Origin of the sequence: Mesorhizobium sp. B2-4-17, assembly GCF_006441275.1 — a bacterium.
Lineage (GTDB): Bacteria > Pseudomonadota > Alphaproteobacteria > Rhizobiales > Rhizobiaceae > Mesorhizobium.
This window is the reverse complement of record NZ_VFUX01000024.1, coordinates 66,871-91,955: the sequence shown is the minus strand read 5'-3', so window position 1 is coordinate 91,955 and position 25,085 is coordinate 66,871. Positions and strand designations below refer to the sequence as shown.

Here is a 25,085-nt window from a genome sequence, read left to right as displayed (position 1 = left end):
GCGTGTCGCCCCGGGGGCGCGCCCCGGCTGGCTGCCATGGAGCACGATGAACTGTCGAGCGTCGTGATGCGTTTCATACCGAGTGAGCAGCGGTGGAAGCAACTCATGGAGGATTTCAAGCGACGACGTGTGAACAAGGGAGCGGAAACGCCGGGCGCTTTCGCGGCATTTCCTTATGACCGGATGGCTGTCGAGCGGTTTCGACAGGCCTTTCCCCGGGCGAGGTGGAATGATGAACGCCGGAGCTGGTTTATTCCAGGCAAGACCGGAGCCCGCCGGTTCGACCGCTGGCTCGCGCATGAAGCCGAATTTGCGGATATATATGGCGATCTGAAGGGCCGAGATGCCTATGCCTTTGACCCGATTACGAGCCCGTACCTGGAAATCGGCGAAGATCTTCGAATTCGAACGCCTTATTCGAAGACTATCGTCGAACAGTTGCGGGCGATCCCGTGGGCACGCTGGGACGACGACCTGCGGCTTTGGCATGTGCCGTTCAGTTCCTATGAGGAGTTACGGCGCCGTTGGCACGAGATCGAGGAGGCGGCTCGACGAAATGAACCGGAGGAGAGGAGACGGCGACGGGAGGCAAAAAGGAACTCGGAAGAGCAAAAAGCCGCCCGTTTGCGCTCCGCGGAACGCAAACGGCGTCGTTATCCCTTGCCGCCTGGGGAACTGCCGCCGCTGGGCCGGCCTGTCGCAACAGCACGGTACGGAATTGTTGTCTTTACCCACATAACGGGCGAGCTTGCCGAGCAGCCGGCTGCGTTAGCGGACTTCTATCCTCACGCGGCCCACGCAGGTTTCGATCCTATATGGGGTATCTGGCGTTCGCCGACGCTATCGGAGCTCGTCGCGACCTGGCCCGCTCGTCATGAACCCGGCCCGGCGGAATACGGGCGGGGTTGGTGGCAACCAACACTTGCCGAACTCAGAACAGCCCGTCGAAACGCGCGTTCCATGGAGCGTCGAAAGGAGAGGAGAGAACTTGGTCGAGTGCCACCGGTGCGAAGATGAATTTGTTCTCCCGCGAAGGAGGCGGCTGCAGCTACCGGTTGACCAGCCACAGAATGATCGACAGCACGATGCTGATCAGGATTCCGGTGGAGATCGGGGCATAGAATGTGAAGTTCTCACGCTCGATCACAATGTCACCAGGCAATCTGCCAAGGCCGATCCGCGACAACCAGGGCCACAACAAGCCGACGGCAACCATGATGAGACCAACGATGATCAGGGTTCGCGACATGACCGCTTCCTGCCCGGGCGAAATACAAGCCGCCGGCCGAAGCGCCGAACGCGATCGACGTGGACAGCGGCATAGTTGAGGCGAAATCATCGTCGTCGGCAAGGTGGCGCGACGCGCCCATCCGCAGAATGTCGGCCCCAGCCGGCCCTGGTAAAGGCCGAGTGGGTAAAGGCCGGTCTGGCCGGGCGCTGCGACGCCCATGGTCATGCCTGACCATTGAAATCTTGCCGCTTGCGAATTGACCGAATGAGATCATCGACGCGGCCCATTGAAGCGGTCGGTGCGTGCTGCCGGACCGATCGGGCATCGAGCCGATTGTCATAAATCCGCCTCAGCAGGTCACATGCAGTCCTGGCGCGCTCCCATGTGCGGCCAACGAGCTTGCATCCTCCCAAGGTCGCGGGTTCGTCGGCAACGTGATCCCAGACGGTCCAGGTGCCAGACGGCGCGGGACGACAGCGAAATCTGGGTTGGCGGTCTTCCATGACCCTTGAACGGCCAATGCCGCTTCGAGTTCGGCTCGACATGGGAAGATGGTTAACCGCCGCGGCGTATCCCTTAGGCATCGGCATGGGCACGGACACCTGGCCGCCGGGCATGGTCTTGACATGCGGCTTGGACTGATGCTCGGCCGGGTCATGACCGGCGGTCGGATTGGTCCAAACTGGACAAATCCCGTGACAAGGTACGCGGTTTTCGGGCTACCCTTCCCGAGCCACGGCGCTTGGAAGAATGAATTGACGCCCTTTTGCTTTCCTTGTTTGAGGGCGCCGGCGCCGGGAGTAATAGTCGCCACGGAATTCGTGAGGAGGAAGAGATGACGCTGAATTTCGACCCCAGGGCGAAGGCGATCACGCTTTACCACGGCGAATTCCGGCCGATGTTCATCGGCGGCAAGTGGGTTCCGGCGCAATCCGGCCAGGAGATGCGGGCGCTCAATCCGGCGACGGGCGAAGTGCTGGCGACGGTGCCGCGCGGGGGAGCCGCGGATGTCGATGCGGCGGTCGCCGCCGCGCGCGCGGCCTTCGAAGGACCGTGGTCAAAATTCTCGCCCTACGAGCGGCAGTGCGTGCTTCTCAGGATCGCGGACCTGTTCGAGACGCATTGGGAAGAGCTCAGCGTTTCCGATACGCTCGACATGGGGCTGCCGATCACGCGCACACTCGCCAACCGCCGCCGCGTCATCGGTATGCTGCGCTTCTACGCCGGCATGGCGACCGCGCTGCACGGCGAGGCGATCGACAATTCCATTCCCGGCGAGATCGTCTCCTTCACCCGGCGCGAGCCAGTGGGTGTCGTCGGCGCGATCATCTCCTGGAATGCGCCGACCGCCGCCTCGATCTGGAAGATCGCGCCGGCGCTCGCCACAGGCTGCACCATCGTCTTGAAGCCTTCGGAGGACGCGTCGTTGACGCCATTGCTGATCGCACGGCTGATGCAGGAAGCCGGCGTGCCCGACGGTGTGGTCAACATCGTCACGGGAACGGGTGCGGAGGCCGGCGCGCGGCTGGCCGAACATCCCGACGTCAACAAGATCGTCTTCACCGGTTCGACGCTGACCGGGCAGGCGATCGCGCGGGCGGGCGTCACCAACCTCAAACGCGTTTCGCTGGAGCTTGGCGGCAAGTCGCCTGTTATCGTCTGCCGCGATGCCGACATCGACAAGGCCGTTCCGGTCGCGGCGATGGCGGTGTTCGTGCATTCGGGCCAGATCTGCATTGCCGGTTCGCGCCTGTTCGTGGCGCGCGAAATCCACGACGAATTCGTGCGCCGGGTCGCCGAGTTTGCCGGCAGACTGCGTATCGGCCATGGCATCGAGGCGGAGACCGAAATCGGGCCGCTGATCAACGCCAGGCAGGCCGGCAAGGTGGAGGGCTACATCAAGGCCGGCAGCGACGAAGGCGCCGAACTGGTCGCCGGCGGCTCGCGGCTGACGGGTGCGCCCTTTGATGGCGGCAATTTCATCGCGCCGACCGTCTTCGGTTCGGTGTCGGACAAGATGACCATCGCGCGCGAGGAAATCTTCGGGCCGGTCATCTCGGCGATGCCGTTCGATACGCTCGACGAAGCGGTGGCGCGCGCCAATGCGACGCCCTATGGGCTGGCGGCCGGCATCTTCACCACTCATCTCGGCACCGCGCACAAGCTCGCGCGCCGTATCAAGGCCGGTTCGGTCTGGGTCAACATGTATCATGCCATCGACCCGGCGGTGCCATTCGGCGGCATGAAGATGTCCGGCTACGGCCGCGAGGGCGGCATCGAGCACCTGCACGAATATCTGGAGACGAAGTCGATCTGGATCCAGACCGACTGAGGGCAGTGGCGGTCAAGTTCATCAACCGCTCCGAGAAGCCATGGCGCACCTCAACCATGCTACGGGGAAACCAGCGGCGACGCCGTCTCCCAGGAACTTTTCTTCCTCTGGCGATTTTCGATATAAGATGGAATCGGAACGGCCAGGAGGGTGTTGCCGATGATAACGACCAAACGGTTTGCGATCTCAGCTCTTGCCGTGGCCATGGCTTGTGCCATGTCCTCGTCGGCGCTCGCCGGGACCAGGCATCGCCACTATCAGCCCGAACCGGTGCATTACGTCCCCGCCGATGACGATCTCATCGACTTCCTGTTCGGTGGCCCGCGCTACTACGACCAGCAGCTGTTCACCACTGCGGCCGGCGCCTGCTCCTACCATCGGAGAGGTCCGGACGCGAATGCGCTTAACAAGATCAACGATCATCATTGCGGGAAATGATCGGCTGGCGAAGGGCCCCGGTCCGTGTTGGACGACGGTGTGTAACCCCGCGCTTTCGCCATTGAAGCACGTGCCGGTCGCATATACTTCAGGGCGATGAAAAAAATCGGTTTCCTGTCATTCGGGCACTGGACGCCCTCGTCGCAATCGCAGGTGCGTTCGGCATCGGACGCGCTGCTGCAGTCCATCGATCTCGCCGTTGCCGCCGAGCAATTGGGCGCGGACGGGGCGTATTTCCGCGTACACCATTTTGCCCGCCAGCTCGCCTCGCCATTCCCGCTGCTGGCGGCCGCCGGCGCCAAGACCAGCCGCATCGAGATCGGCACGGCGGTCATCGACATGCGCTATGAGAATCCGCTCTACATGGCCGAGGATGCGGGTGCGGCCGACATCATCGCCGGCGGGCGGCTGCAGCTTGGCATCAGCCGTGGCTCCCCCGAACAGGTGATCGACGGCTGGCGCTATTTCGGCTACGCGCCGCAGGAAGGCAAAAGCGACGCCGACATGGCGCGGCATCACGCCGAGGTCTTCCTCGACACGCTGCGCGGCGAGGGCTTCGCCCAACCCAATCCACGGCCGATGTTTCCCAATCCGCCCGGCCTTTTGCGGCTCGAGCCGCATTCGGAGGGCCTGCGCGAGCGCATCTGGTGGGGTGCGGCCACCAACGCCACTTCGGAATGGGCGGCCAGGCTCGGCATGAATTTGCAGAGCTCGACGCTCAAATTCGACGAGACCGGCAAGCCCTTCCACATCCAGCAGGCCGAGCAGATCCGTGTCTATCGCGAGGCGTGGAAGGCGGCCGGCCACCAGCACGAACCGCGCGTCTCGGTCAGCCGCAGCATCTTTGCGCTGGTCGACGACCGCGACCGTGCCTATTTCGGGCGCGGCAATGAGAGCCGCGACCAGATCGGCTTCATCGAGGAAAACACCAGGGCGATCTTCGGGCGCAGCTACGCCGCCGAGCCTGACCTGCTGATCAAGGAGTTGGCGCAGGACGAGGCGATCGCCGAGGCCGACACGCTGCTGCTCACCGTGCCCAACCAGCTCGGCGTCGACTACAACGCCCATGTCATCGAGGCGATCCTGACCCATGTCGCGCCGGCGCTCGGCTGGCGCTGACGGCCGGCGACGCGCTACCGTCGGTCCGGTGGGATCGAAGGAGGTTACCGCATGCCGAAGAAGGCCCTGATTGCCTGGGGTGGCTGGGAGGGCCACACGCCCGAACGCAGTGCCACTGTCGTGCGAGGCATGCTGGAGCGCAACGGGTTCGACGTCACACTTGCACAAGGCACCGCTGTGTTCGCCGATCCCAATCTCGGCTCTTTCGACCTGATCGTGCCGGTCATCACCATGTCGACGATCGAGAAGGCCGAATTGCAGGGCCTGACCCATGCCGTTCGCCAGGGAACCGGGCTTGGCGGCTTTCACGGTACGATGGGCGACAGTTTCCGCAACGAGCCGAACTACCAGTTCATGACCGGCGGTCAATGGGTCGCGCATCCCGGCGACATTATCGATTATCACGTGGTCATCACCCAGCCGGACGATCCGATCACAAGAGGCGTCAGCGATTTCGCCTACCGGTCGGAGCAATATTACATGCATGTCGACCCGGCCAACGAGGTGCTGGCGACGACCACCTTCACCGGCGCACATTTCCCGGGCATTGATGGCGTGGTCATGCCGGTCGTCTGGAAGCGCAGATATGGCGCGGGGAAGGTCTTCTACAGTTCGCTTGGACACACGGCGGATGAGTTCGCGGTGCCGGAGATGGCGTTGATTGTGGAGCGCGGTTTGCTGTGGGCGGCCCGAGGGTAGCCACAAGCGCCATTTGGCGCATTCATTCGTCATCCTAGGGCGTAGCAAGGAGCGAAGCGACGCGGCGCAGACCCTGGGATCCATGCCGGGAGTTTTGAGCGGTACGACGGTGGAGAAAGTTCGGTCGGTGTCGTGGAAGGCAAGTTGGCTGAACCGGCGACCGGTGCAAACGATGTTCTGGACCGATGCATTCTTAAGTCACAGTCCCGGCATGGATCCCAGGGTCTGCGCCGCGTCGCTTCGCTCCTTGCTCCGCCCTAGGATGACGAAGGCGTGGTGGCCGCTGTCCTCACCCAATCCCGCCGGTAACCGCATAGGCTCCGGCGGTGCGCCCGTGCTCCAGCCGCACCACCGCCGTGACGATGGAGCCGTACGAGCCGCGCCAGACGCTGTGGAAGCGCCGATGCTCGGCGACCGGGACGAGCGCAATCCCGTTGAAGCGCGCACCGCTGCGTTGCATCGCGATTTCCTCGCCGTTGACATGCACCTTGACGCTGGCTTTCTCCGCCTCGGCTGCTTCAACGGGCAGGTCGAGCATGACGACGATTTCGTCCTGATCGCCCAAGGCTCTGGCCTCGGCGGCCAATGCGATGGCGAGGGGAGGCGCCTCGCCGCCGCCGGTTTGGACGGGCCGGCGCGAAAACACATCGTCGGCCAGTTCCGGCGTGCGTGGCGGGCTTGTGCGGCGCCGGCTCGACCGTTCGTAGTCCCCGGCCATGCGCAGCAGCTTTTCGTCGTCATAGGCCTTGCCGGCGAAGGTCAGGCCGACCGGCATGCCGATGTCGGCCATCGTTCCCATCGGCACGGTGACGGTGGGAATGCCGAAATGGCGCCAGACCAGATTGCCGTTGGCAACCCAGGTGCCGTTGCGCCAGGCAAGTGCGGCGGATGCTTCGTTGGTGTCGGCGTCGGCCGGCCCGACATCGGCGGCCGCGGGCAGCACCACGGCGTCGATGCCTTGCGCGTCCAGCCAGTCCTCGAAGTCGATGCGCCTTGTGGTCTCCAGCCCCTTCAGCCCCTCCTCAATCGTCGGGATATCCCTGAAGGGCGTGACGCCGGATTTCGCCCGCTCGACATATTCCGACAGGTCGAAGCCGCCCTCATAACGATCGGGCAGCGTGCCCGGCGGCTGCGGAAAAATCTTCGGGCCGTCGACCGAGGCGAGATCGGGCAAAGCAGGGTCGGCATTGGCGCGCAGGAAGTCGTCCCAGCCCCAGACGCAGAGGTCCCAGAGTTCGCGGTCGGCGAAGTCTTGCGGCACCAGCCCACGTTCGACCATGGTGCGGGCGCCGGGGCGGTCACGCTCATAGTTGGAGACGACGGGAAAATCGACTTCCACCACCTCGGCGCCAAGCCGATTGAGATCGGTCGCCGCCTGCTCCCACAGCGCCAGCACCGAGGCGCGGGTTTCGATCGGCCGGTCGGCTTCTCCGTCGCGGCCGATATACATCCTGGGCACGCCGAGCCGTTTGCCCTTAAGCGATCCGGCAAGCGTCAGGTCGGTATAGCGTTGCGGCCTTGTCTCCGAACTTTTCGGCAACGCGACCCAGGGCTGCGCGCGCCAGAAATCGCCCCGCGTCACGGGATCGTCGGCAACGATGACGTCGAGCAGTTCCAGCATGTCGGGCACGCTGCGCGTATGCGGCACCACGACGTCCATGGTCGGCACCAATGGCCAGTTGCCGCGCACAGAAATGACGCCGCGCGAGGGCGTGTAGGCGACCAGCGCGTTGTTGCTGGCCGGCGCGCGGCCCGACGACCAGGTTTCCTCGCCGAGCCCAAAGGCGCAGAATGAGGCAGCCGTCGCCGTGCCCGAACCGTTGGACGAGCCCGAGGCGAAGGCGGCGGTCAGGTAGTCGGCGTTGTATGGGCTTTCGGCGCGGCCATAGACGCCACGCTGCATGCCGCCATTGGCCATGGGCGGCATGTTGGTGAGGCCGAGCAGCACCGCGCCGCCGGCCCTGAGCCGGGCGATGGTGAAGGCATCTTCATTGGCGACGAGATGCTCGAAGGCCGGCGAGCCGGAGGCCACCGTCAGGCCCTCGACCTTGTAGCTGTCCTTTGCGGTGTAGGGGATGCCGTCGAGCGGCCCGAGCGTGGCGCCATCGCGCCGCCGCCAGTCCGAAGCGGCGGCCTCCTCGAACATCGCCGGATTGAGCACCGGAACGGCGTTGAGGCTGATGCCATGGCGGTCGAAATGCGCGATGCGGCGCAAATAGGCCGCGACCAGTTCGACGCTGGTGACGACGCTGTCGTCGAGCGCGGTTCGAAGTTGGTCGATCGTCGCTTCGACAAGGTTTAGGCTGGCATCGGTCATCATTGGTCCCAGGCTGTTTTCCGCACGCCATGGATGGAGGCGGCGGCTCGTTTCGGCAAGAGCCAATCGCGTTTTGTTGCGAGCCAAGCTGGGGCAAGCCAAGATTGGGCAAGCCGAGCTGGCTCACCCGCGCACCGGAGCCCCAGCGTCACCCTTGGTGCCTCACATGGTCGATGAACGCGCGCAGTTTGGGCAGCATTTGCCGCTTTGCCGGGTAGTACAGGAAAACCCCCGACGAGTTCGCGGCGAAGGGCTTCAGCACCTCCTGCAAACGGCCGTCGGCGATCGCCGGCTTGGCGAGCGGCGCGGGCACCTGGGCAAGTCCGGCCCCCTTTAGCGCCGCCCCAAGCAGCGTTGGATAATCATGGGCGATGAGCGGCCCGGAGACGATGACCTCGACCGGTTTGTTGCCGTCGAGAAAGGGCCAGGGCGCGATCGATCCGTTCGAGCGGCGCATGCGCAGGCAGGCATGGCCGCGCAGATCCTCGATCTGTTCGGGCACCTTGCGCTGGCGCAGATAGTCGGGGCTGCCGACGACCGCGAATGGCAGCGGCGGCGTCAAGCGCACGGCGATCATGTCGGAGGCGATAAACTGGCCGGGCCGGATGCCGGCATCGAAGCCCTCGGTGGCAAGATCGACGAGTTCTCCACCCGCCACGATCTCCAGCTCGATTTCCGGATAGGCCTGGCAGAAGGAGGCGATGAGCGGCTCCAGAAGGATCGGCACGACCGATGGCGGCACCGAAAGGCGCAGCAGTCCGGTCGGGCGTTGGCCGAGATCGCGTGCGACTTCGCTTGCCGCGACCAGTTCCTCGAAGGCTGGCCCGGCGCGCGACAGGAAACGCTCGCCGGCTTCGGTCAGGCCGACGCTGCGCGTGGTGCGGATGAAGAGCGCCGCCCCGATGCGTGCCTCGAGCGTGCGGATCGCCTGGCTCATCGCCGACGGCGTCACCTTAAGCTCCGCCGCCGCCTTTCGGAAATTGCGATGGCGGGCGACGCTCAGGAAGGCCTCGACGCCATCGAGCGCGCCCTGCCTTACTGTGAAGTTCTGCTTCATGGCACATCGACATTATCGCGGATAGTCGCGGCCTGAAAGCGGTCCTATGTCTCCAGCAAGGACGAAACCAGAGGAAACCGCGATGACAGACAATCTCGACGGCGTGCGCGCCCATTACCACGCCAGCGGCCTGACCGAGCGTCTCAAGACGGCGCTGGCGGCTCTCGGACCAGAGGACCAGCGGCTCATGCCGGAGCAACTGGCCGGGCTCGACCAGTTCCACACCCGTGGACTCGCGGCGACCGCCGAACTTGCCGGCCTGACCGGGATTGGGCCGGACACAACGGTTCTGGATGTTGGATCGGGACTTGGCGGGCCGGCCCGCTTCCTGGCCGCGACTTATGGCTGCCGGGTGACCGGCGTCGACCTCAGCGAGCCGTTCGTCGAGGCGGCGGATTACCTGACCGAACGAACGGGACTGGGCGGAAAGGTGACGTTCGAGGCCGCCAGTGCGCTGGCGCTTCCCTTCGACGACGGCCAGTTCGATGTCGTGCTGCTGCAGCACGTGGCGATGAACATCGCCGACCGGGACGGGCTCTATAGCGAGATCAGGCGGGTGCTGAAGCCGGGCGGCCGGTTTGCCACCTATGACGTCGTGCTGAACGGCGGCGACCCTCACTACCCCGTTCCCTGGGCGCGCACTCCAGCGGAGAGTTTTCTGCTCACAGCGGCCGAAACGCGGACGCGGATCGAGCAGGCGGGCTTTGAACCGCTGGTGTGGCAGGACGACACCGCAACGGCCAAGGCCTGGTTCGCCCAGCTGCGGGCGTCCGGGCCGCCCGCTTTGCTCAATCTTGGCGTTGTCATGGGATCGGGTTTCGCGGGCGTTGCCGCCAACCTCGGGCGCAATCTCGGCGAGGACCGGCTGGGCATCCTGACGGCCGTCTTCGAAGCCGTTCCGGGCAAGGCCTGACAGGAGGCGTGAGATGTCACCGGCAACGATCTTTAATATCCACCTCGCCCTTGGCTACGTGCCTTGGTTGCTGTGCTTCGGCTATTATGTCTGGCCGAGGCTCAGATCGATGGACCCGATCGAGGCGCAACGCGCCATCGCCACGCTGCACAGTTTCCGTTTCTTCGGGCTGGTCTTCATCCTTCCCGGTGTCGTCGGCACCAATCTGCCCGCCGGTTTCGCGGTCTTCGCCGCCTATGCCGACTTCGCCACCGGATTGCTGGCCATGCTGGGGCTGCTCACGGTGCGGATGCGTTCAGCCTTCTGGCTGTTCGTCGTCGCCTTCAATCTGGTCGGGGCAGTCGACATCGTCGTCGACTATTACCATGGGGTTCTGCTCGGCCTTCCCGATCTGGCCGGAGAACTGGGCGCGGCTTACGCGATTCCGATCATCTATGTTCCCCTGCTGATGATCACGCATGTCGCCGCGTTCTATCTGCTGATGCGTCGGCGGCCCGAGGCGGTTCAGGGCTCCTACCCGTGATAAGTACGGGAGAGCGGCGGCCCATATCATTGAAAAACCGTGCCGAGATCCCAGCATGAGAGGGGAATCATGCCTGACCAGAATGCCCGCGCGGCCATCGGACGGCTGCTGTCCGAGAAAACCGGAGTTGCGGCTATTTCCATGAAAGAAAGCATCGCGGAGCTGACAGCAACAACCGGCACCGCGCCGACCCTCGAAAGCCTGCAGGATCTTCTGCTCGAAATGGCCGAGGTCCGGGGCATGATGGTCGTGCTCGACGTTTAGAGCAGTTCCAGTAATTGTGGAACGGCTTTCCTTTTACAGCAGTTCAAGGCCGGCGGTCGCCCGTTCAACCTGAGATTGTTGCGCATTTCGCGCCGGTGCAAGCGTGCCGTCGCCATAGATCATGCGGCCGGCGCGGAAGGTGGCGCGCACACGCGGCACGGGCTGGCGGTCAGCCACGACCAGATCGGCCAGCAGCCCGGGCTCGATGGCACCGCGGTCGGTGAGCCCCAGCGCCGCGGCCGGGTTGGCGCTTGTCAGCGCCGCCGCCGCCACGAGGCCACCGTCGCGCAGTTCCGCCAGGCCGAGAATGGCCGGCAGGATCGAGGCCGGGTGGTAATCGCTGGCCAGCATGTCGAGCAGCCCGGCCTCGTAGGCCTCGCGGGCGGAAAGATTACCCGAGTAGGATTCGCCGCGCAGCGCGTTTGGGGCGCCCATGGCGGTGTGCATGCCAAGCCTGCGGGCTTCCCGCGCCGCTTCCAGGGTTACCGGGAATTCGCTGATCATGGCGCCGAGGCCGTGGACGAGCTCCACCTTTTCCAGCGTGTCGTCATCATGCGAGGCGAGCACGATGCCACGAGCGCGCGCACGGGCTGAAAGGTCCTGCAGGGCGTTCAACACATCGCCCTGGCCCTCGCGGCCGGCCATGCGCTTGCCGACGACCTCGGATGCCGCGGCAACCGACATGCCGCGCTCCTTGGCGATGCGGGCGATGTAGAGTTCGACGTCGCGGTACTGTCCCTGTCCGGGCGTGTGATCCATCAGCGAGATCAGGTGCAGCCTGCCTGCGTCCATCAGCTTTTGCAGCATGGGAACCGCCGGGGTGAAGGTCACCTCGAAGCGGGCATGGATGCGGTGATCGACCAGCAGGTAGGACTTCATTGCGGTCATGGTGTCAATGATCGTGGTCGTATGATCTTCCGAACGCAGCACGCCGCTGGTGACGCTGGCACCGATGAAGGAGAGCGCGGCATAGGCGGTGGTGATGCCGCAGGAGGCGAGCTTCTTGTCGAGCTCGGCGATGCCGATACGCATCGGCACGTGGACGCCGATGCGCGGCTCGACTTCCCGCTCCACCATGTCGCCATGCATGTCGATGAAGCCGGGCAGCAGCAGGCGGCCGCCACCCGATATGTCGGCCTGCTCAACGGGTTCGTCGCGAATCTCGGCGATCCTGCCGTTCTCGATCCTGAGGGCGCCGCAGGCGATGACGCGGTCGTGCAGGACAATTTCGAATTCACTCAGCCACATGTCATGTCTCGTGCAAGGATGCTGTTTCAAGGCGGATTTCCCCGTCGACGAGGTCGGCGACATCGTCGGGCGATGGAAGACACCGATCATGGCGACACCAGCAGATCGCGGGGGGCAGGCGAGCCGTCAACCTATCGGATCGTGACAACCACTTTTCCCTTGGCGTGTCCGCTTTCGACATAGTCGAGCGCTTCGGCGATCTTCGCAAATGGATATGTCCGGTCGACGACAACCTTCAGTTTTCCCTGCTCGATGAGTTCGGCAAGCAGGGAGAGATCGCGGCCGCTTGGGTGCATGAAGAAATAGCGATAGCCGACGCCTCTGCGGCGGGCTCGGGCCCGGATACCGTAGCTGATGAGCCAGAGGACGGCGGAAAGAACCTTGCGGCCGCCCAGATCCCTGATAGCGGTTTGCGGTTCCGGTACGCCGGCCACCGAAACGATCATGGTTCCAGGCTTCATGATGTCGAACATCTGCTCCAGCACCTTGCCGCCGATCAGGTCAAGTCCCGCGTCAAATCTGCCTTCCACGCTGGACAGGTCCTGGACCGTATAATCGATCACCTCATCGCAGCCGAGGGAGCGCACCAACGCTTCCCCTCTCTTCGAAGCGGTCGTCGTTACATGAGCGCCGAGCCATTTGGCGATCTGAATGGCAAAGGTGCCGACCCCTCCGGCGCCGCCGGAGATGAACAGTTTCTGCCCCGGTTTGACACCGAGCAGGTCTCTCAGCGTCTGCAGGGCGGTCAGCCCGGCCAGCGGGACCGCCGCCGCGTCCGTGAAATCCAGCGTCCGAGGCATATAAGCGGCGTGGTCCTCATCGACGCATGCCTGCTCGGCGAAGGCGCCGGCGCGTTCCTTGGCGACCCGGGCAAACACAGGATCCCCCACGCGGAACCGCCCGACCTGGCTGCCAACGGCAACGACATTGCCCGCGAGTTCGTTGCCAAGCACCAGCGGCAGCCTTGGCCGCAGGATGACGCGCAGCTTTCCCTGGCGGAACTTGAAATCCACCGGGTTCAGGCCCACGGCCCGGACTTCGACGAGAAGATCGCGCGGCCCCGGCACGGGTGCCGGTACCTCCATCATCCGCGCGCTTTCCGGGCCGCCATAGCGCTTGAGAACGTATGCGTGCATAAACCTCAGCCTCTCGGCAGGAGCATGCCATGTCCTCGGATCAGCGCAAAGCTGAGCGCCAGATTTGCCGACATTGGCTTTTTGTCGAGTGACGGAGTGGCGACCCATGCGCCGTGCGGATGGCAGGTGTAAGCCCGCCATCCTCTCCAGTCACCGCCGAGGACCCGCCCCGATCCGACAAGCGCATTCACGTTCGCGCGGAACCCGGTGTGCGGCTTGCCCACCGCGGCGAGGCGGGCGTGCCCGCCGAAGTGCGTCAAGCCTGGATGTTTTTCTGCTCATGCCGCCGGTTGGATAGGTAGAAAAGAAACCGGCTAATTTCCGAGCGGCTTCGCCGTCTGGGCCGCCTCTTCGATGAGTTCGGCAACCGCACCGGGTTTCGACACGTATATGGCGTGGCTGCCCGGGACCTCGACGACGGTGGAACCGGCGCGCTTGGACATGGCGCGCTGGGCATCCGGCGGGATCATCTTGTCTTCCGTCGCCACCAGGTACCAGCTCGGCTTCACCTTCCAGGCAGGCGCGCTGACCTTGCCCTCCAGCGCGGCCACGGCCCAGGGAACCTGGGAGTCGGCCATGAAGGAAGCAAGGTCCGGGCGGACATCGGCGGCGAACGACGCGGCGAACTTGCCCCGATCGAGGAACAGGAATCCATCGACCGGCGCCAGGATCGGCGGCACCGGAGCGCTGGGCGGCGGGTTGGCGATCAGGCTCGATACGGATTCGCCTGCATCCGGCGCGAAAGCGGTGATGTAGACCACGCCCGCCACCTTGGGATCGGTGCCGGCTTCCGAAATGACGACGCCGCCATAGGAGTGGCCGACGAGGATGACGTTGCCCGATGCCGCGGCGATCGCGCGCTTGGTCACCGAGACATCGTCGGCGAGCGATGTGGTCGGGTTCTGGACGATGGTGACCTCATAGCCATCCTTCTTGAGGATGTCATAGACGCCTTCCCAGCCGGATCCATCGACAAATCCGCCATGGACCAGCACGATGGATTTCACCGGGGCGGCGATTGCGCTCGTTGCCGACATGCCCAAGGCAAGTGCGGCAGCCGAGACGAGTGCGGTTAAAGCAGTCGACATTGAAGTTTCTCCTTTGGAACCTGGTTGCGGCGGCAAGTTCATCGCGAACTCTTCACGGGCCCACGCCAGGGCTGCTTCAGCGTCCGCTGATTGAACGATCCTGCAGTGCAGGGCCGAGCAGATCCTTGGTCAGCCTCTGGCGCGCGCTGGAGAAAGGTGTCTTGAAACGGGCTCTCGCGTATTGAAGCGATGCCGAATAATCTGCGAACAATTTCCTAAGCCGCGCCAGCACCCAGAAAATGTCGAAGCAAGCAACCGCTTTTGGCCCGTTTACGCTGGACCCTTACAAGGGGACGCTGCTGCGCGAGGGAGAGCCCGTGGCGCTGGGCCGCCGGGGCATTCTGCTTTTGGATGCACTGCTCAAGCGACAGGGCGAGATCCTGACCAAGACCGAGCTGATGGACGCCGGCTGGCAGGGCAGCGTCGTCGAGGAGAGCAATCTTTCGGTGCAGATCGCGCTGCTGCGCAAGGTGCTTGGACCGATGCCGGACGGCGGGGAATGGATCGCGACGGTGCCCCGCATCGGCTATCGCTTTCTCGGGCCAGGCCTCGATGAAGCCAACAAGACGATCCAGCCGCAGACGAAGCCGTCGCTTGCCGTTCTTCCGCTCACCAGCCTCAGCACCGACATCGAACAGGAGTATTTCGCCGACGGGCTCGCCGAAGAGATCATAACGATGCTGTCGAAGCTCTCCGGGCTGGTCGTCATCGCCCGCAGCTCGAGCTTTGCGTATAAGGGAAAATCGGTCGACATCCGCACCGTCGCCAGGGATCTGGGCGTCCGCTATGTCCTGGCGGGAAGCGTGCGCAGGAGCGGCAACCGCCTGCGGATCGTCGCGCAGCTGAGCGACGGCGAGACGGGCGCGCACATATGGGCCGAAAGCTACGACCGCGAGCTGGCGGACATGTTCGCGGTCCAGGAGGAAGTGGCCCGCAAGATCGTCGGCGAACTCCACATCGCCTTGAATCCGAAGGAAGCGGCCCAATGGCCTGGAATCACCTCGGCCGGAACCACCGACATAGAGGCGTATGACTGCTTCCTGCGGGGCCGCGCGATGCAACGGGGCGCGACGCAGAATGCCGATGTCTTCAGGCGGACTGCAGAACTGTTTCGCAAGGCGATCGATCACGATCCCGCCTATGCGGCGCCCTACGCCGCGCTCGCAATGACGATGGCGCATGCCTATTACAATCGCTGGGTGAGCGACCCCGGTTGCGCGCTGGCCGAGGCCGGCAGGCTGGTCGATGAAGCCATCGATCGAGACCCGAACGACCCGTTTCCGCATGGCGTGGCCGCCTTGGTTTCGATGTACCGGAAGGATTTCGAACGCTGGGCAGCGGAGGTCGAGATGTCGCTCACGCTCAACCCGAACTTCGCGCCTTCGCTGTCGCTGCGCGGCATGCTCAACATGTATTCGGGAAAGCCCCTGGCGGCGATCGCGGACATGGAGCGGGCAATCCGCCTCGACCCGCTCTATTCGCATCTCTATCTGCACCAACTGGGAGTGGCGCACCTCATCGCCGGCAAATACGAAACCGCGGCCGCCTTGCTGCGCGAGCGCATCTTGCTGGTTCCAAAGACCGATATGAGCCGCGCCTATCTGGCGGCGGTGCTTGGTCTGCTGGACGACGATGAGGGCGCCCGCCAGGTCTGGAGCGAATTGATCGCGATCAATCCGGACTATTCGTTTGCGGAAGGCATTGGCCAGATGCCCTTCAGGGATCCGCAGGATATGGAGAGGATCAAGAGTGGGCTTCAAAGGGCGGGCCTGCCTGTTTAAGGACTAGGTCGGTTTGAAGGCCAGGGCCGGTTTGAAGCCAGGCCGGAGTGCTGCCGGCGTGGCTTGGATGGCGTTCGGCATCTCAGGAGTGTCCCCGCCGTGGGCGCTATGTGGAAGCCGCGCCGTGACCGGCAGGCGTCACGGCTTTCCTGCTTCTTGTGCCACCTTTCTTCTGCGCCGGTTGGTGTGCGACTGGGCGACGGCCATTCTCAACTCGGGTGTGATCTCCAACGGCGCATCCTCCGGTCCATGCGGGTTCTGCAGCCCCTGGACGTGAACGGTCGGGAATGGGAGTTCGATGCCCTGCTCCTTGAAGACTTGGCGAATTCGTACATAGAATTTGCGCTTCATGCCGAAGGCGCCTCCCGGTCTGGTTGTGACCTTGACCCTCAAGACGATGCCGTACTCGCCGAACTCCTGTACGCCCTGCATCTTGATCGGCGAGAGCACCCAGTGTTTGAACTCGGGATCTTCCGCCAGTTCGAGGCCGATCCGCTTGATCAGCCTGCGAGCGAAGTCGATATCGGTGTCGTAACCGACGGTGATGTTGAATTTGTCCGTGACCCAGTCACGGCTCTGGTTCTGGACCGCCCCGAGTTCGCCGAAAGGTATTGTGAACAGCGGGCCACGGTGGTGGCGCAGCTTCACCGAGCGCAGCGAAAAGCTCTCCACCGTTCCGACATAACGTCCGGATGTAATGTATTCGCCGACGCGAAACGCATCATCGAGCAGAAAAAACACGCCCGAAATGATGTCCTTGATGATGGTTTGTGCCCCAAATCCCACAGCGACGCCAACGACGCCGGCGCCGGCGATCAGCGGGCCGATCTGGATACCCACCGACGCGAGCATCATCAGCACCGCCATCACCACGATCACTGCGAGCAGAATGTTCTGGATGATCGGCAAGAGCGTGCGCAGCCGCGCCTGCTGAGGATCGAGGTTCGGGACGTCCTCCTCGCCGATGACCGCGTGCGGCGTTTCGATGCCCAGCTTTCGTTCGATCAAGGCTTTGATGATCGACCAGCCGAAATCGGCGGCAAGTGCAATGACCATGACATTGATCAAGCCGCGCAATATGAGCGTCGTCATCGTATCGCGATCTTGCATGGACTGCATGTCCAGACCCAAGACACGCGCGAGAAAGTAAGCCGCCGCCAGGATCAAGATCATCCGGATTCCGCGATCGATGGCCGCGATCGTCACCGCCGGGATCGTCGGCCGGCCAGCATCTTCCGAACCCGGCCGCAGGACGAAATTGACCCCGCGCTGCGTCAGCACGATTGCCCCGGGCAGGAAGAACGCGGCGAAGGTAAACCAGAAGAATACATCAAGACCGGCGATGCGCTGCAGGAACAGAACGACGAAATAGCAAGTCAACAACCATGTCGCTGCCGTGTGACCGCTTTGGCGCGCACCGTCCCGCTGTGTTCTTGGCCGACGCCAAACGGCAAGCAGGAAAAGCAGCAGCAGCACGAAATCGGCGCCCGTCGACAGCACCAGCATTCCATCCCGATCGATGCCGAGACCCGGCAAGAGGAAAAACGCGGCGGCGAAGAAGGCGAAGACGCCGACGATCCGGGATAGCCAATAAGTCCAATGGTCGGCTGTTTCGTTGGTGATCGGCAAGGCACGAACCTCGACAGCGTTCTCGACGTTCATGAAGGAAGGGACGAGCAAGGCCGTGACGTACATGCGCACACCCCATGTAACGACCGCAGCCATCAGAAACGTCAGGACAATCTCGCGGATGAGCATCGGCCAGTCGAACAACATGAACGCGCCGGCGCTGCCCAGCGCGAAGGAGACGATCAGCATGCTGGAATAAAGCGTGCGGCCGCCAATCTTCTTGGCTCGCCCGGTGGGGGTGTCCTTCGGCTGCGCGATGATCCAAAGACGAAATGGACGGGTGAGCTTGTACGTTGCCCAGGTGAGCGCCAGCCCGGCGGCGATGAACATCGCAATCAGCAAGAGTACGCCGGCGGATCCCTTGCTGGACATATCCTCCATGGTCGCAGCCCGAACGCGGGCGAACTGGCCTGGCAGCGAGGGCAAGGTTCCCACGATCCTTTCGATATGATGCCTGATCCGATCGAGCGTGGAGGATGCCATCGTGTTCATCCGGGCCGGTGCGGCCACGGGGTCGGACGATGCGCCGGCAGGGGGAGCGCCTGCCTGGGCAGGCGCTTGCGTCGACCCGGCGTCCTGATTTCGTTGTTCGGCCACCCAGGTCTTCACCGACGGGTCGTCGAGAAGCTCGAACAGCTGTTTGACCTTTTCAGGCGGGACACTCGCCGGCGCCTGCGCCTGCGTCGGACCAGCCAACAAAAGGGCGATTCCAAAGACGAGCGGCCTGGCAATCAGGACAAACATCGCAGTCAGATCTCCGAGACGTCGCGCCGGGCGCGTCAGAGTCCTGGCGGCCAATCGTCGAATCCTGAGTGGCATGGTGCTGTAACCTTCCGGTCAAATCGGCAAGCAACGACATCTAGTCCGCCGTTGCTCCTACCTTGAAGAAACCGATGTTGTGGTGCAAGCCTCATCGTTCCGAGCCAGACCGTTGCATGACGGTCGATGATGCGGCGGGACAGCGAGCGCGCCACCGGGTGTCTGTGTCGGTCAAGGGTGGTCGTAGTCGACCGCAACCGCGCGCGACTTGCCGCCTCGGAGGCTGAGTTAAGCCAAGCTCAGCCCAGCAGATTGCGGGCGGTGCGCATGAAAATCCTCGACCCGATCGGGATCAGGTCGTCGGGAAAATCATAGTCCGGATTGTGCAGGGCAGGGTGCTTCTCGCCGGCGCCGAGGAAGAACATGGCCGACGGGGCGCCGTGGCCGAACAGGCCGAAATCTTCCGAGGCACGCATCGGCAGGGCTTCCTGCCCGTGCGCGACACCTTCTTCGTCGAGGGCGCGCCGCAGGTGTTGCACCGCGTCCGGCGCGTTGACGCTGGCGACGAAGATCTCGTGATAGTCCCAGCAGGCAGCGAGGCGGTGGCGGGCGGCGATCTCCTTGACCAGCGCCTCTGCGGCGGCGCACAGATCCGCCATGCGCTCGTCGCGCCGCGTGCGCAGCGTTGCCCAGACTTCTGCATGGGCAGGCGCGATGCCGAACACGGCTTCGCCCATCTCGGCATGGGTGACGGTGACCATGGCGAAGTCGTCATCGGCGAAGGTCGCGCGGCCGAGCGCGGGCAAGGCCGGCATCAGCTCCGAGATCGCGGGCATCGGCGAGATGCCGGTCTCGGGCATGGAGGAATGCGCGGTCTTGCCCTCCAGCACGATGCGCATGCCGCGCGAGGCGCAGTTGACCACGCCGGGCTTCAGCCGCACCTCGCCGAACGGCACGCCGGGCAGATTGTGCAGCGAGAAGGCGAAATCCGGCGCGATCTCGCCGAAGCGCGGATCGGCGACGACGCCGGCCGCGCCATTGCCGGTCTCCTCCGCCGGCTGGAACATCAGCACGACGCGGCCGCTGGCAGGGCGCTGGCGGCCGAGCTGGCGGCCAAGCGACGCCAGGATGGCGGTGTGCCCGTCATGGCCGCACATATGCGACTTGCCGGGCACCCGCGAGGCATGCGGCACCCCTGACAGCTCCTCGATCGGCAGCGCGTCGAGTTCGGAACGGAACAGCACCGTCGGTCCGGCCTTGCCGCTGTCGTAGATGGCGGCCACGCCATGCCCGCCGAGGCCGGTCAGCACCTTGTCAGGCGCGGTATCGGCGAGGAAGGCGACGACCTCCTTGGCCGTATTTTCCTCCTCGTTCGAGATTTCCGGCTGCCGGTGCAGCTTGCGCCGCCATTCGGTCAGCTCGACAATGTCCCGGTTGGTGAGGGTCATGCTTCTTGGCCTCCGCTGCGTTCTTCGTGACATGCCGGTCACAAGGCGAGGACAATCGGCATAGGGCGCTCCCCCTCTCCGTCCGCTGCGCGGCCACCTCTCCCCCACTTTGTGAGGGCGAGGAACCAAGCCTCCCAAAGCCGCGACTTCGGAGATTGGCGTTTCCTCGCCCCCATGTAATGGGGGAGAGGTGGCCGCGCAGCGGACGGAGAGGGGCCGGCGCTGCCGTATGCGATTGCACTGCCCTTTGGCCGGAGAGGTTTCACGCGCAAGATGGTGCGGTCAAGGCCCCTGTTTGTCACCGCCCGCAGCCGTTGGCGCCGCCGATGAGGATGTCATCGTCGACAGCGCTGCACTCATCGATCTATTGATTGATCTCGGGCTCGACGAGCTTTGCCAGGTTCCGGAGCGATTCCTGCCAGCCGAGATAGCAGGCCTCGACCGGGATGACGTCTGGAATGCCGGCCTGGGTGATGTCGATCTCGGTGCCGACCGACACTTTCTTCAGGACTATCGTCACCTGCATCTCGCCGGGCAGGTTGGGATCGTCGAACCTGTCGGTGTAGCGCAGGCGCTCGCCCGGAACGAGTTCAACATACTCGCCGCCGAAGGAATGGCTGCCGCCGGTGGTGAAGTTGCGGAAGGCCATCTTGAACGTGCCGCCGACCTTTGCCTCGAGATGATCGACCGTGCAGGTGAAGGCGTTCGGCGGCAGCCATTTCGTCAGCGCATCGGCCTCGACGAAGGCGCGGTAGACCTTTTCCGGGCTGGTCGTCAGAACGCGGTGCAAACGTACGGTGCCGGGCATATTCTTTCCTTTCATCATTGCTGTTCGATGCCCCAAGGACGAGCAAGGCCTGGCCAGTCCGACATCGGCCCCGGATTTTTTTCCGAAGGCCCGCCTCCGTCGCCCGTTGGGCCTGTCCGGCTGGCGCACGCCTAACTTACGCCGGTTCGGGTGGATTTGGGACTGCATTTTGCGGCGTGTGGCCCATCGTCGCGAATGAGGAAGCGGATGGTCATTATGGGGAGACAGTTTATAACGGTCGGCGAGATCGCGACAATCAAGGGGAGACGATGCGTTACATACGTCCGCTTTCAATCGAAGATGCCGTGGGCCAATTGGCCGGATCGGCGGGGCCGGCGGCCATTCTCGCCGGCGGCAGCGACCTTCTGGTGAGGATGAAGGGCGGCTTCATCGAACCGGAGCTCATCGTCGACATCAAGGGGATCGCCGGCCTGAGCGACATCCGCGAAACGGCCGACGGCTTCAGCATCGGCGCCGCTGTTCCCTGCGCCGTGCTCGGCGAGAGCGCGGTGCTGAAGAAGGCTTGGCCTGGTGTCGTCGAAGCGGCGAAGCTGATCGGCTCCAAGCAGGTGCAGGGCCGCTGCACCATGACCGGCAATCTGTGCAACGCCTCGCCGGCGGCCGACAGCGTGCCGGCCCTGGTCGCGGCCGGCGCGAAGGCGGTGGTCGTCGGCCCGTCGGGCAAGCGCACGATTGCCGTCGAGACCGTGCCGACCGCGCCGGGCAGGACCTCGCTCGCCAAGGGCGAGATCATCGAGGCGATCCTGCTCGGCAAGCGCGCGCCGCATTCGGGCGATGCGTATCTGCGGTTCATTCCGCGCACCGAGATGGACATCGCCGTGGTCAGCGCCGGCGTCAACCTGACGCTGGACGAAGCGGGCGTCGTGACGGCGGCCCGCGTGGCGATCGGCGCCGCCGCGCCGACCGTGTTGCTGGTGGAAGAAGGGGCCGAGGCCCTGGTCGGCCGCAAGCTCGACGAAGCGGCACTCGAGCGGCTGGCCAAGGTCTGCTCCGGCGCCTGCCGCCCCATCGACGACAAGAGGGGCACCATCGAATTCAGACGGAAGGTTGCGGGCGTGCTGGCTAGGCGGGCCGCCATGACCGCCTATGCACGTGCAGGAGGCAAATGATGGCTGGCATAGCAGTTTCAACGACCATCAATGGCGACACGATCGAATATCTGTGCCAGCCCGACGAGACGCTGCTGGACGTGCTGCGCGACCGGCTCGGCCTGACCGGCGCCAAGGAAGGCTGCGGCACCGGCGATTGCGGCGCCTGCAGCGTCATTCTCGACGACCGGCTGGTGTGCTCCTGCCTGGTGCTCGGCGCCGAAGCCGGGGGCCGGCGCATCGAGACCGTCGAGGGCATGGCGCATGGCGATCAGCTGCATCCCTTGCAGCAGAAGTTCCTGGAGCACGCGGCGCTGCAATGCGGCATCTGCACGCCGGGCTTCCTGATCGCGGCCAAGGACCTGCTCGCCAAGAACCCCGACCCGACCGAGGAGGAAATCCGCTTCGGCCTGGCCGGCAATCTCTGCCGCTGCACCGGCTATGACAAGATCGTGCGCGCCGTCCAGGACGCGGCAAGCGTGATGAAGGGAGCCTGAAGATGAATTTCGATCCGCGTTATTCGGGGCGCAGTTTCAAATCCGTCGGCACGCGCCCCGTCCGCCCCGACGGCGTCGACAAGGTGACCGGCCGCGCCCGCTATGGGGCGGACTTCAACATGGCCGGCCAGCTGGTCGGGCGCATCCTGCGCAGCCCGCACGCCCATGCGAAAATCCGCAAGATCGACACCTCCAAGGCCGAGAAGCTGAACGGCGTGAAGGCGGTGATCACCGCCGCCGACCTGCCCGATCTCACCGATGGCGATGCCGCCATGTACGACATCCTCGACAATTGCATGGCGCGCACCAAGGCGCTCTATGACGGCCATGCGGTGGCCGCGGTCGCCGCTGTCGATGCCCGCACGGCAAGGCAGGCGTTGAAGCTGATCGAGGTCGACTACGAGCCGCTGCCGCATGTCACCGACGTCGACGAGGCGATGGCGCATCATGCGCCGCTGATCAACGACACGATCTTCACCGAGGGGCTGGAGGAGAAGCCGGTCAAGCCATCCAACGTCACCAAGCGCAGCCAGTTCGGCCATGGCGACGTGCATGAGGGTTTCGCGCATGCCGACTTCATCGTCGAGCGCTCGTTCAAGACCGAGCAGACGCACCAGGGCTATATCGAGCCGCATGCCTGCGTGGCGAGCGTCAGCTCCGACGGCACCGCCGACCTGTGGGTCTGCACGCAGGGGCATTTCGTCTACCGCCAGCACTGCGCGCAATTGCTGGGCATGGAAGCCTCGAAGCTGCGCGTGACCTCCTCGGAGATCGGCGGCGGCTTCGGCGGCAAGACCCATGTCTGGGCCGAGCCGGTGGCGCTGGCTTTGTCGCGCAAGGCTGGACGGCCGGTGAAGCTGGTCATGACCCGCGACGAGGTGTTCCGCGCCTCGGGGCCAACCAGCGCCACCTCGATCGACGTCAAGATCGGCGCCCGCAAGGATGGCACCATCACCGCGGCGGAAGCGACGCTGCGCTACACCAGCGGCCCCTATGCCGGCAGCTGGGCCGAGGTCGGCGCCATGACGGCGTTTGCCTGCTACAAGCTCGATAACGTCAAGACGGTGGGCTACGAAGTGCTGGTCAACCGCCCGAAGACCGCGGCCTATCGCGCGCCGTCGGCACCGATGGCCGCGTTCGCGGTGGAAAGCGCCGTCGACGAGCTGGCCAAGGAGATCGGCATCGACCCGGTCGAGTTCCGCATCAGGAACGCCGCCCAGGAAGGCACGCGCTCCTCCTACGGCCCGGTCTACGGCCCGATCGGCATCGGCCCGACGCTGGAAGCGGCCAAGGACCATGCGCACATGAAGGCGCCGCTCAAGGAGAACCAGGGGCGCGGCATGGCCTGCGGCTTCTGGTTCAATTTCGGCGGCCAGACCTGCACCGACCTGAACATCGGCATGGACGGTTCGGTGTCGCTCGCCGTCGGCACCGTCGATGTCGGCGGTTCGCGCGCGTCGCTGTCGCTGGTGGCGGCGGAGGAGCTCGGCATCGACTACAGCCAGGTCAAGGCCATCGTCGCCGACACGTCCAGTCTTGGTTACAACGACATGACCGACGGCAGCCGGGGCACGTTCTCGTCCTCCATGGCGACGATCTCGGCCGCCCGCAACGCGATCAGGATCCTGCGCGAGCGCGCCGCGCAGATGTGGGACATTCCCGTCGACGACGTCGTCTGGGAAAAGGGCCACGCGCTGGCCAGGGGCGAGAAATACGGCAACCTCGCCGCGCTCTCGCTGAAGGAGGTCGCCGCCCAATCCGGCAAGACCGGCGGGCCGATCGCCGGCCATAGCGAGCTCGTCGCCGACGGCGCCGGCGTCTCCTTCGCCACCCATATCTGCGACGTGGAGGTGGACCCCGAGACGGGCGCCACCAGGGTCATCCGCTACACGGTGGTGCAGGATGCCGGCAAGGCGGTGCACCCGACCTATGTCGAGGGCCAGTACCAGGGCGGTGCCGCGCAAGGCATCGGCTGGGCGCTCAACGAGGAGTATATCTACGGCAAGGACGGACGGCTGCAGAACGCCGGCTTCCTCGACTACCGCATTCCGGTGTGCTCCGACCTGCCGATGATCGACACGCAGATCCTGGAAATCCCCAACCCCAACCACCCCTATGGCGTGCGCGGCGTCGGCGAAACCTCGATCGTGCCGCCGCTGGCGGCGATCGCCAACGCGGTCTCGAACGCGGCCGGCGTGCGCATGACCCACATCCCGATGTCGCCGCCGCGCATCCTGGCGGCGATCGAGGCGGAACGGGAAGGCTGAGATATCCAACGCTGAGGTCAAGGTGTGTTGAGATTCAAGTCAGGACGAGTCGAGAACGACGGCTTGCGGGAACCGGAGCGGAGCGTACTTTTCGTACGTGAGCACCGGAAGCGCAGGAAGCCTTCGTTCGCAGGCCGGCCTGACTTGAATATCGGCACACCTTAAGCGATGGTCGAAGTCACGCTTTGGGGCGCGCTCGGCCAACTCGCCGGCGGCAAGAGCAAGGTCGAGGTAGAGGCCAAGGATATCAGGGAGCTGTTCAGGAAACTGGCCGAACAGTATCCCGGCTTCGAGCCGTGGATAGACCGTGGGATTGCCGTGGCGATCGACGGGGTGATCTATCGCGATACGTGGGGGAAGGAACTGCCGCCGGGGGCGGAGATATTTCTGCTGCCGAGGTTGACTGGGGGATGAGTTCCCAA

General features: G+C 64.5%; 22 protein-coding genes. 13 read left to right on the top strand and 9 right to left on the bottom strand.

Annotated elements, in window-relative coordinates:
• Positions 1–105 precede the first annotated feature (105 nt).
• Positions 106–1,017: a hypothetical protein gene (locus FJ548_RS19715; protein WP_140778762.1), complete on the top strand. Its 912-nt coding sequence runs from the start codon at positions 106–108 to the stop codon at positions 1,015–1,017.
• A 31-nt stretch (positions 1,018–1,048) separates the two neighbouring features.
• Here FJ548_RS19715 and FJ548_RS19710 read toward each other — a convergent pair whose 3' ends face one another.
• Positions 1,049–1,249, bottom strand: a complete 201-nt coding sequence (locus FJ548_RS19710) for a DUF2905 domain-containing protein (RefSeq protein ID WP_140778750.1) — start codon at positions 1,247–1,249, stop codon at positions 1,049–1,051.
• Positions 1,250–2,066: 817 nt separating this feature from the next.
• Here FJ548_RS19710 and FJ548_RS19705 point away from each other — a divergent pair.
• The 4 genes from FJ548_RS19705 to FJ548_RS19690 all read left to right on the top strand — a co-directional run bounded on the left by FJ548_RS19705 (position 2,067) and on the right by FJ548_RS19690 (position 5,819).
• Entirely contained in the window at positions 2,067–3,563 is a 1,497-nt protein-coding gene (locus FJ548_RS19705; protein WP_140778749.1) for an aldehyde dehydrogenase family protein, read from the top strand.
• 162 nt (positions 3,564–3,725) lie between these two features.
• Positions 3,726–4,001 carry a hypothetical protein gene (locus FJ548_RS19700; RefSeq protein WP_140778761.1) on the top strand — a complete coding sequence of 92 codons (276 nt, stop codon included), beginning with the start codon at positions 3,726–3,728 and terminating at the stop codon, positions 3,999–4,001.
• 96 nt (positions 4,002–4,097) lie between these two features.
• Positions 4,098–5,120, top strand: a complete 1,023-nt coding sequence (locus tag FJ548_RS19695) for an LLM class flavin-dependent oxidoreductase (protein WP_140778748.1) — start codon at positions 4,098–4,100, stop codon at positions 5,118–5,120.
• Positions 5,121–5,171: 51 nt separating this feature from the next.
• Positions 5,172–5,819 (top strand): ThuA domain-containing protein, encoded by a 648-nt coding sequence (locus FJ548_RS19690; protein ID WP_140778747.1) that lies wholly within the window; start codon positions 5,172–5,174, stop codon positions 5,817–5,819.
• 289 nt (positions 5,820–6,108) lie between these two features.
• Here FJ548_RS19690 and FJ548_RS19685 read toward each other — a convergent pair whose 3' ends face one another.
• Positions 6,109–8,136 carry an amidase gene (locus FJ548_RS19685; RefSeq protein ID WP_140778746.1) on the bottom strand — a complete coding sequence of 676 codons (2,028 nt, stop codon included), beginning with the start codon at positions 8,134–8,136 and terminating at the stop codon, positions 6,109–6,111.
• 148 nt (positions 8,137–8,284) lie between these two features.
• Complete coding sequence (locus FJ548_RS19680; protein ID WP_140778745.1) at positions 8,285–9,193, bottom strand: LysR substrate-binding domain-containing protein; 909 nt, start codon at positions 9,191–9,193, stop codon at positions 8,285–8,287.
• An 82-nt stretch (positions 9,194–9,275) separates the two neighbouring features.
• On the opposite strand from FJ548_RS19680, the gene FJ548_RS19675 reads away from it, so the two are divergent.
• The 3 genes from FJ548_RS19675 (at position 9,276) to FJ548_RS19665 (ending at position 10,893) form a co-directional block, all read left to right on the top strand.
• The gene (locus tag FJ548_RS19675; RefSeq protein WP_140778744.1) at positions 9,276–10,106 is read left to right on the top strand and encodes a class I SAM-dependent methyltransferase; all 831 of its coding nucleotides are present in this window, start codon (positions 9,276–9,278) and stop codon (positions 10,104–10,106) included.
• Between the two features lie 13 nt (positions 10,107–10,119).
• Positions 10,120–10,629, top strand: a complete 510-nt coding sequence (locus FJ548_RS19670) for a hypothetical protein (RefSeq protein ID WP_140693180.1) — start codon at positions 10,120–10,122, stop codon at positions 10,627–10,629.
• A 69-nt stretch (positions 10,630–10,698) separates the two neighbouring features.
• Positions 10,699–10,893, top strand: coding sequence for a hypothetical protein (locus tag FJ548_RS19665; protein ID WP_140778743.1), 195 nt, complete (start codon positions 10,699–10,701; stop codon positions 10,891–10,893).
• Positions 10,894–10,926: 33 nt separating this feature from the next.
• Here the strand turns inward: FJ548_RS19665 and FJ548_RS19660 are convergent, their stop codons facing one another.
• The 3 genes from FJ548_RS19660 to FJ548_RS19650 form a co-directional block, all read right to left on the bottom strand.
• Positions 10,927–12,141, bottom strand: coding sequence for an alpha-D-ribose 1-methylphosphonate 5-triphosphate diphosphatase (locus FJ548_RS19660; protein WP_140778742.1), 1,215 nt, complete (start codon positions 12,139–12,141; stop codon positions 10,927–10,929).
• A gap of 131 nt (positions 12,142–12,272) precedes the next feature.
• Complete coding sequence (locus FJ548_RS19655; protein WP_140778741.1) at positions 12,273–13,277, bottom strand: NADP-dependent oxidoreductase; 1,005 nt, start codon at positions 13,275–13,277, stop codon at positions 12,273–12,275.
• A 314-nt stretch (positions 13,278–13,591) separates the two neighbouring features.
• Entirely contained in the window at positions 13,592–14,314 is a 723-nt protein-coding gene (locus FJ548_RS19650) for an alpha/beta hydrolase (RefSeq protein ID WP_140778760.1), read from the bottom strand.
• Between the two features lie 290 nt (positions 14,315–14,604).
• Here FJ548_RS19650 and FJ548_RS19645 point away from each other — a divergent pair, with 290 nt between their 5' ends.
• Positions 14,605–16,146, top strand: a complete 1,542-nt coding sequence (locus tag FJ548_RS19645) for a winged helix-turn-helix domain-containing tetratricopeptide repeat protein (RefSeq protein WP_140778740.1) — start codon at positions 14,605–14,607, stop codon at positions 16,144–16,146.
• Positions 16,147–16,284: 138 nt separating this feature from the next.
• On the opposite strand, the gene FJ548_RS19640 is transcribed toward FJ548_RS19645, so the two are convergent.
• From FJ548_RS19640 to FJ548_RS19630, 3 genes are all read right to left on the bottom strand, one after another.
• A complete protein-coding gene (locus FJ548_RS19640) occupies positions 16,285–18,519 on the bottom strand; it encodes a mechanosensitive ion channel family protein (protein ID WP_140778739.1) in 2,235 nt (744 codons plus the stop codon).
• Between the two features lie 314 nt (positions 18,520–18,833).
• Entirely contained in the window at positions 18,834–19,982 is a 1,149-nt protein-coding gene (locus tag FJ548_RS19635) for an amidohydrolase (protein WP_140778738.1), read from the bottom strand.
• A gap of 364 nt (positions 19,983–20,346) precedes the next feature.
• On the bottom strand, positions 20,347–20,790 hold the full coding sequence (locus FJ548_RS19630; RefSeq protein WP_140778737.1) for an SRPBCC family protein: 444 nt from the start codon (positions 20,788–20,790) through the stop codon (positions 20,347–20,349).
• A gap of 269 nt (positions 20,791–21,059) precedes the next feature.
• Between FJ548_RS19630 and FJ548_RS19625 the strand changes: the two genes are divergently transcribed.
• The 4 genes from FJ548_RS19625 (at position 21,060) to FJ548_RS19610 (ending at position 25,077) form a co-directional block, all read left to right on the top strand.
• Positions 21,060–21,920 carry a xanthine dehydrogenase family protein subunit M gene (locus FJ548_RS19625; RefSeq protein WP_140613545.1) on the top strand — a complete coding sequence of 287 codons (861 nt, stop codon included), beginning with the start codon at positions 21,060–21,062 and terminating at the stop codon, positions 21,918–21,920.
• The gene (locus FJ548_RS19620; protein ID WP_140613544.1) at positions 21,920–22,396 is read left to right on the top strand and encodes a (2Fe-2S)-binding protein; all 477 of its coding nucleotides are present in this window, start codon (positions 21,920–21,922) and stop codon (positions 22,394–22,396) included. Before FJ548_RS19625 ends, FJ548_RS19620 begins: the two co-directional genes overlap by 1 nt.
• A 2-nt stretch (positions 22,397–22,398) precedes the next feature.
• Positions 22,399–24,663, top strand: a complete 2,265-nt coding sequence (locus tag FJ548_RS19615) for a xanthine dehydrogenase family protein molybdopterin-binding subunit (protein ID WP_140778736.1) — start codon at positions 22,399–22,401, stop codon at positions 24,661–24,663.
• A gap of 168 nt (positions 24,664–24,831) precedes the next feature.
• The gene (locus tag FJ548_RS19610) at positions 24,832–25,077 is read left to right on the top strand and encodes a MoaD/ThiS family protein (RefSeq protein WP_140778735.1); all 246 of its coding nucleotides are present in this window, start codon (positions 24,832–24,834) and stop codon (positions 25,075–25,077) included.
• The last annotated feature ends 8 nt before the right edge of the window (positions 25,078–25,085 follow it).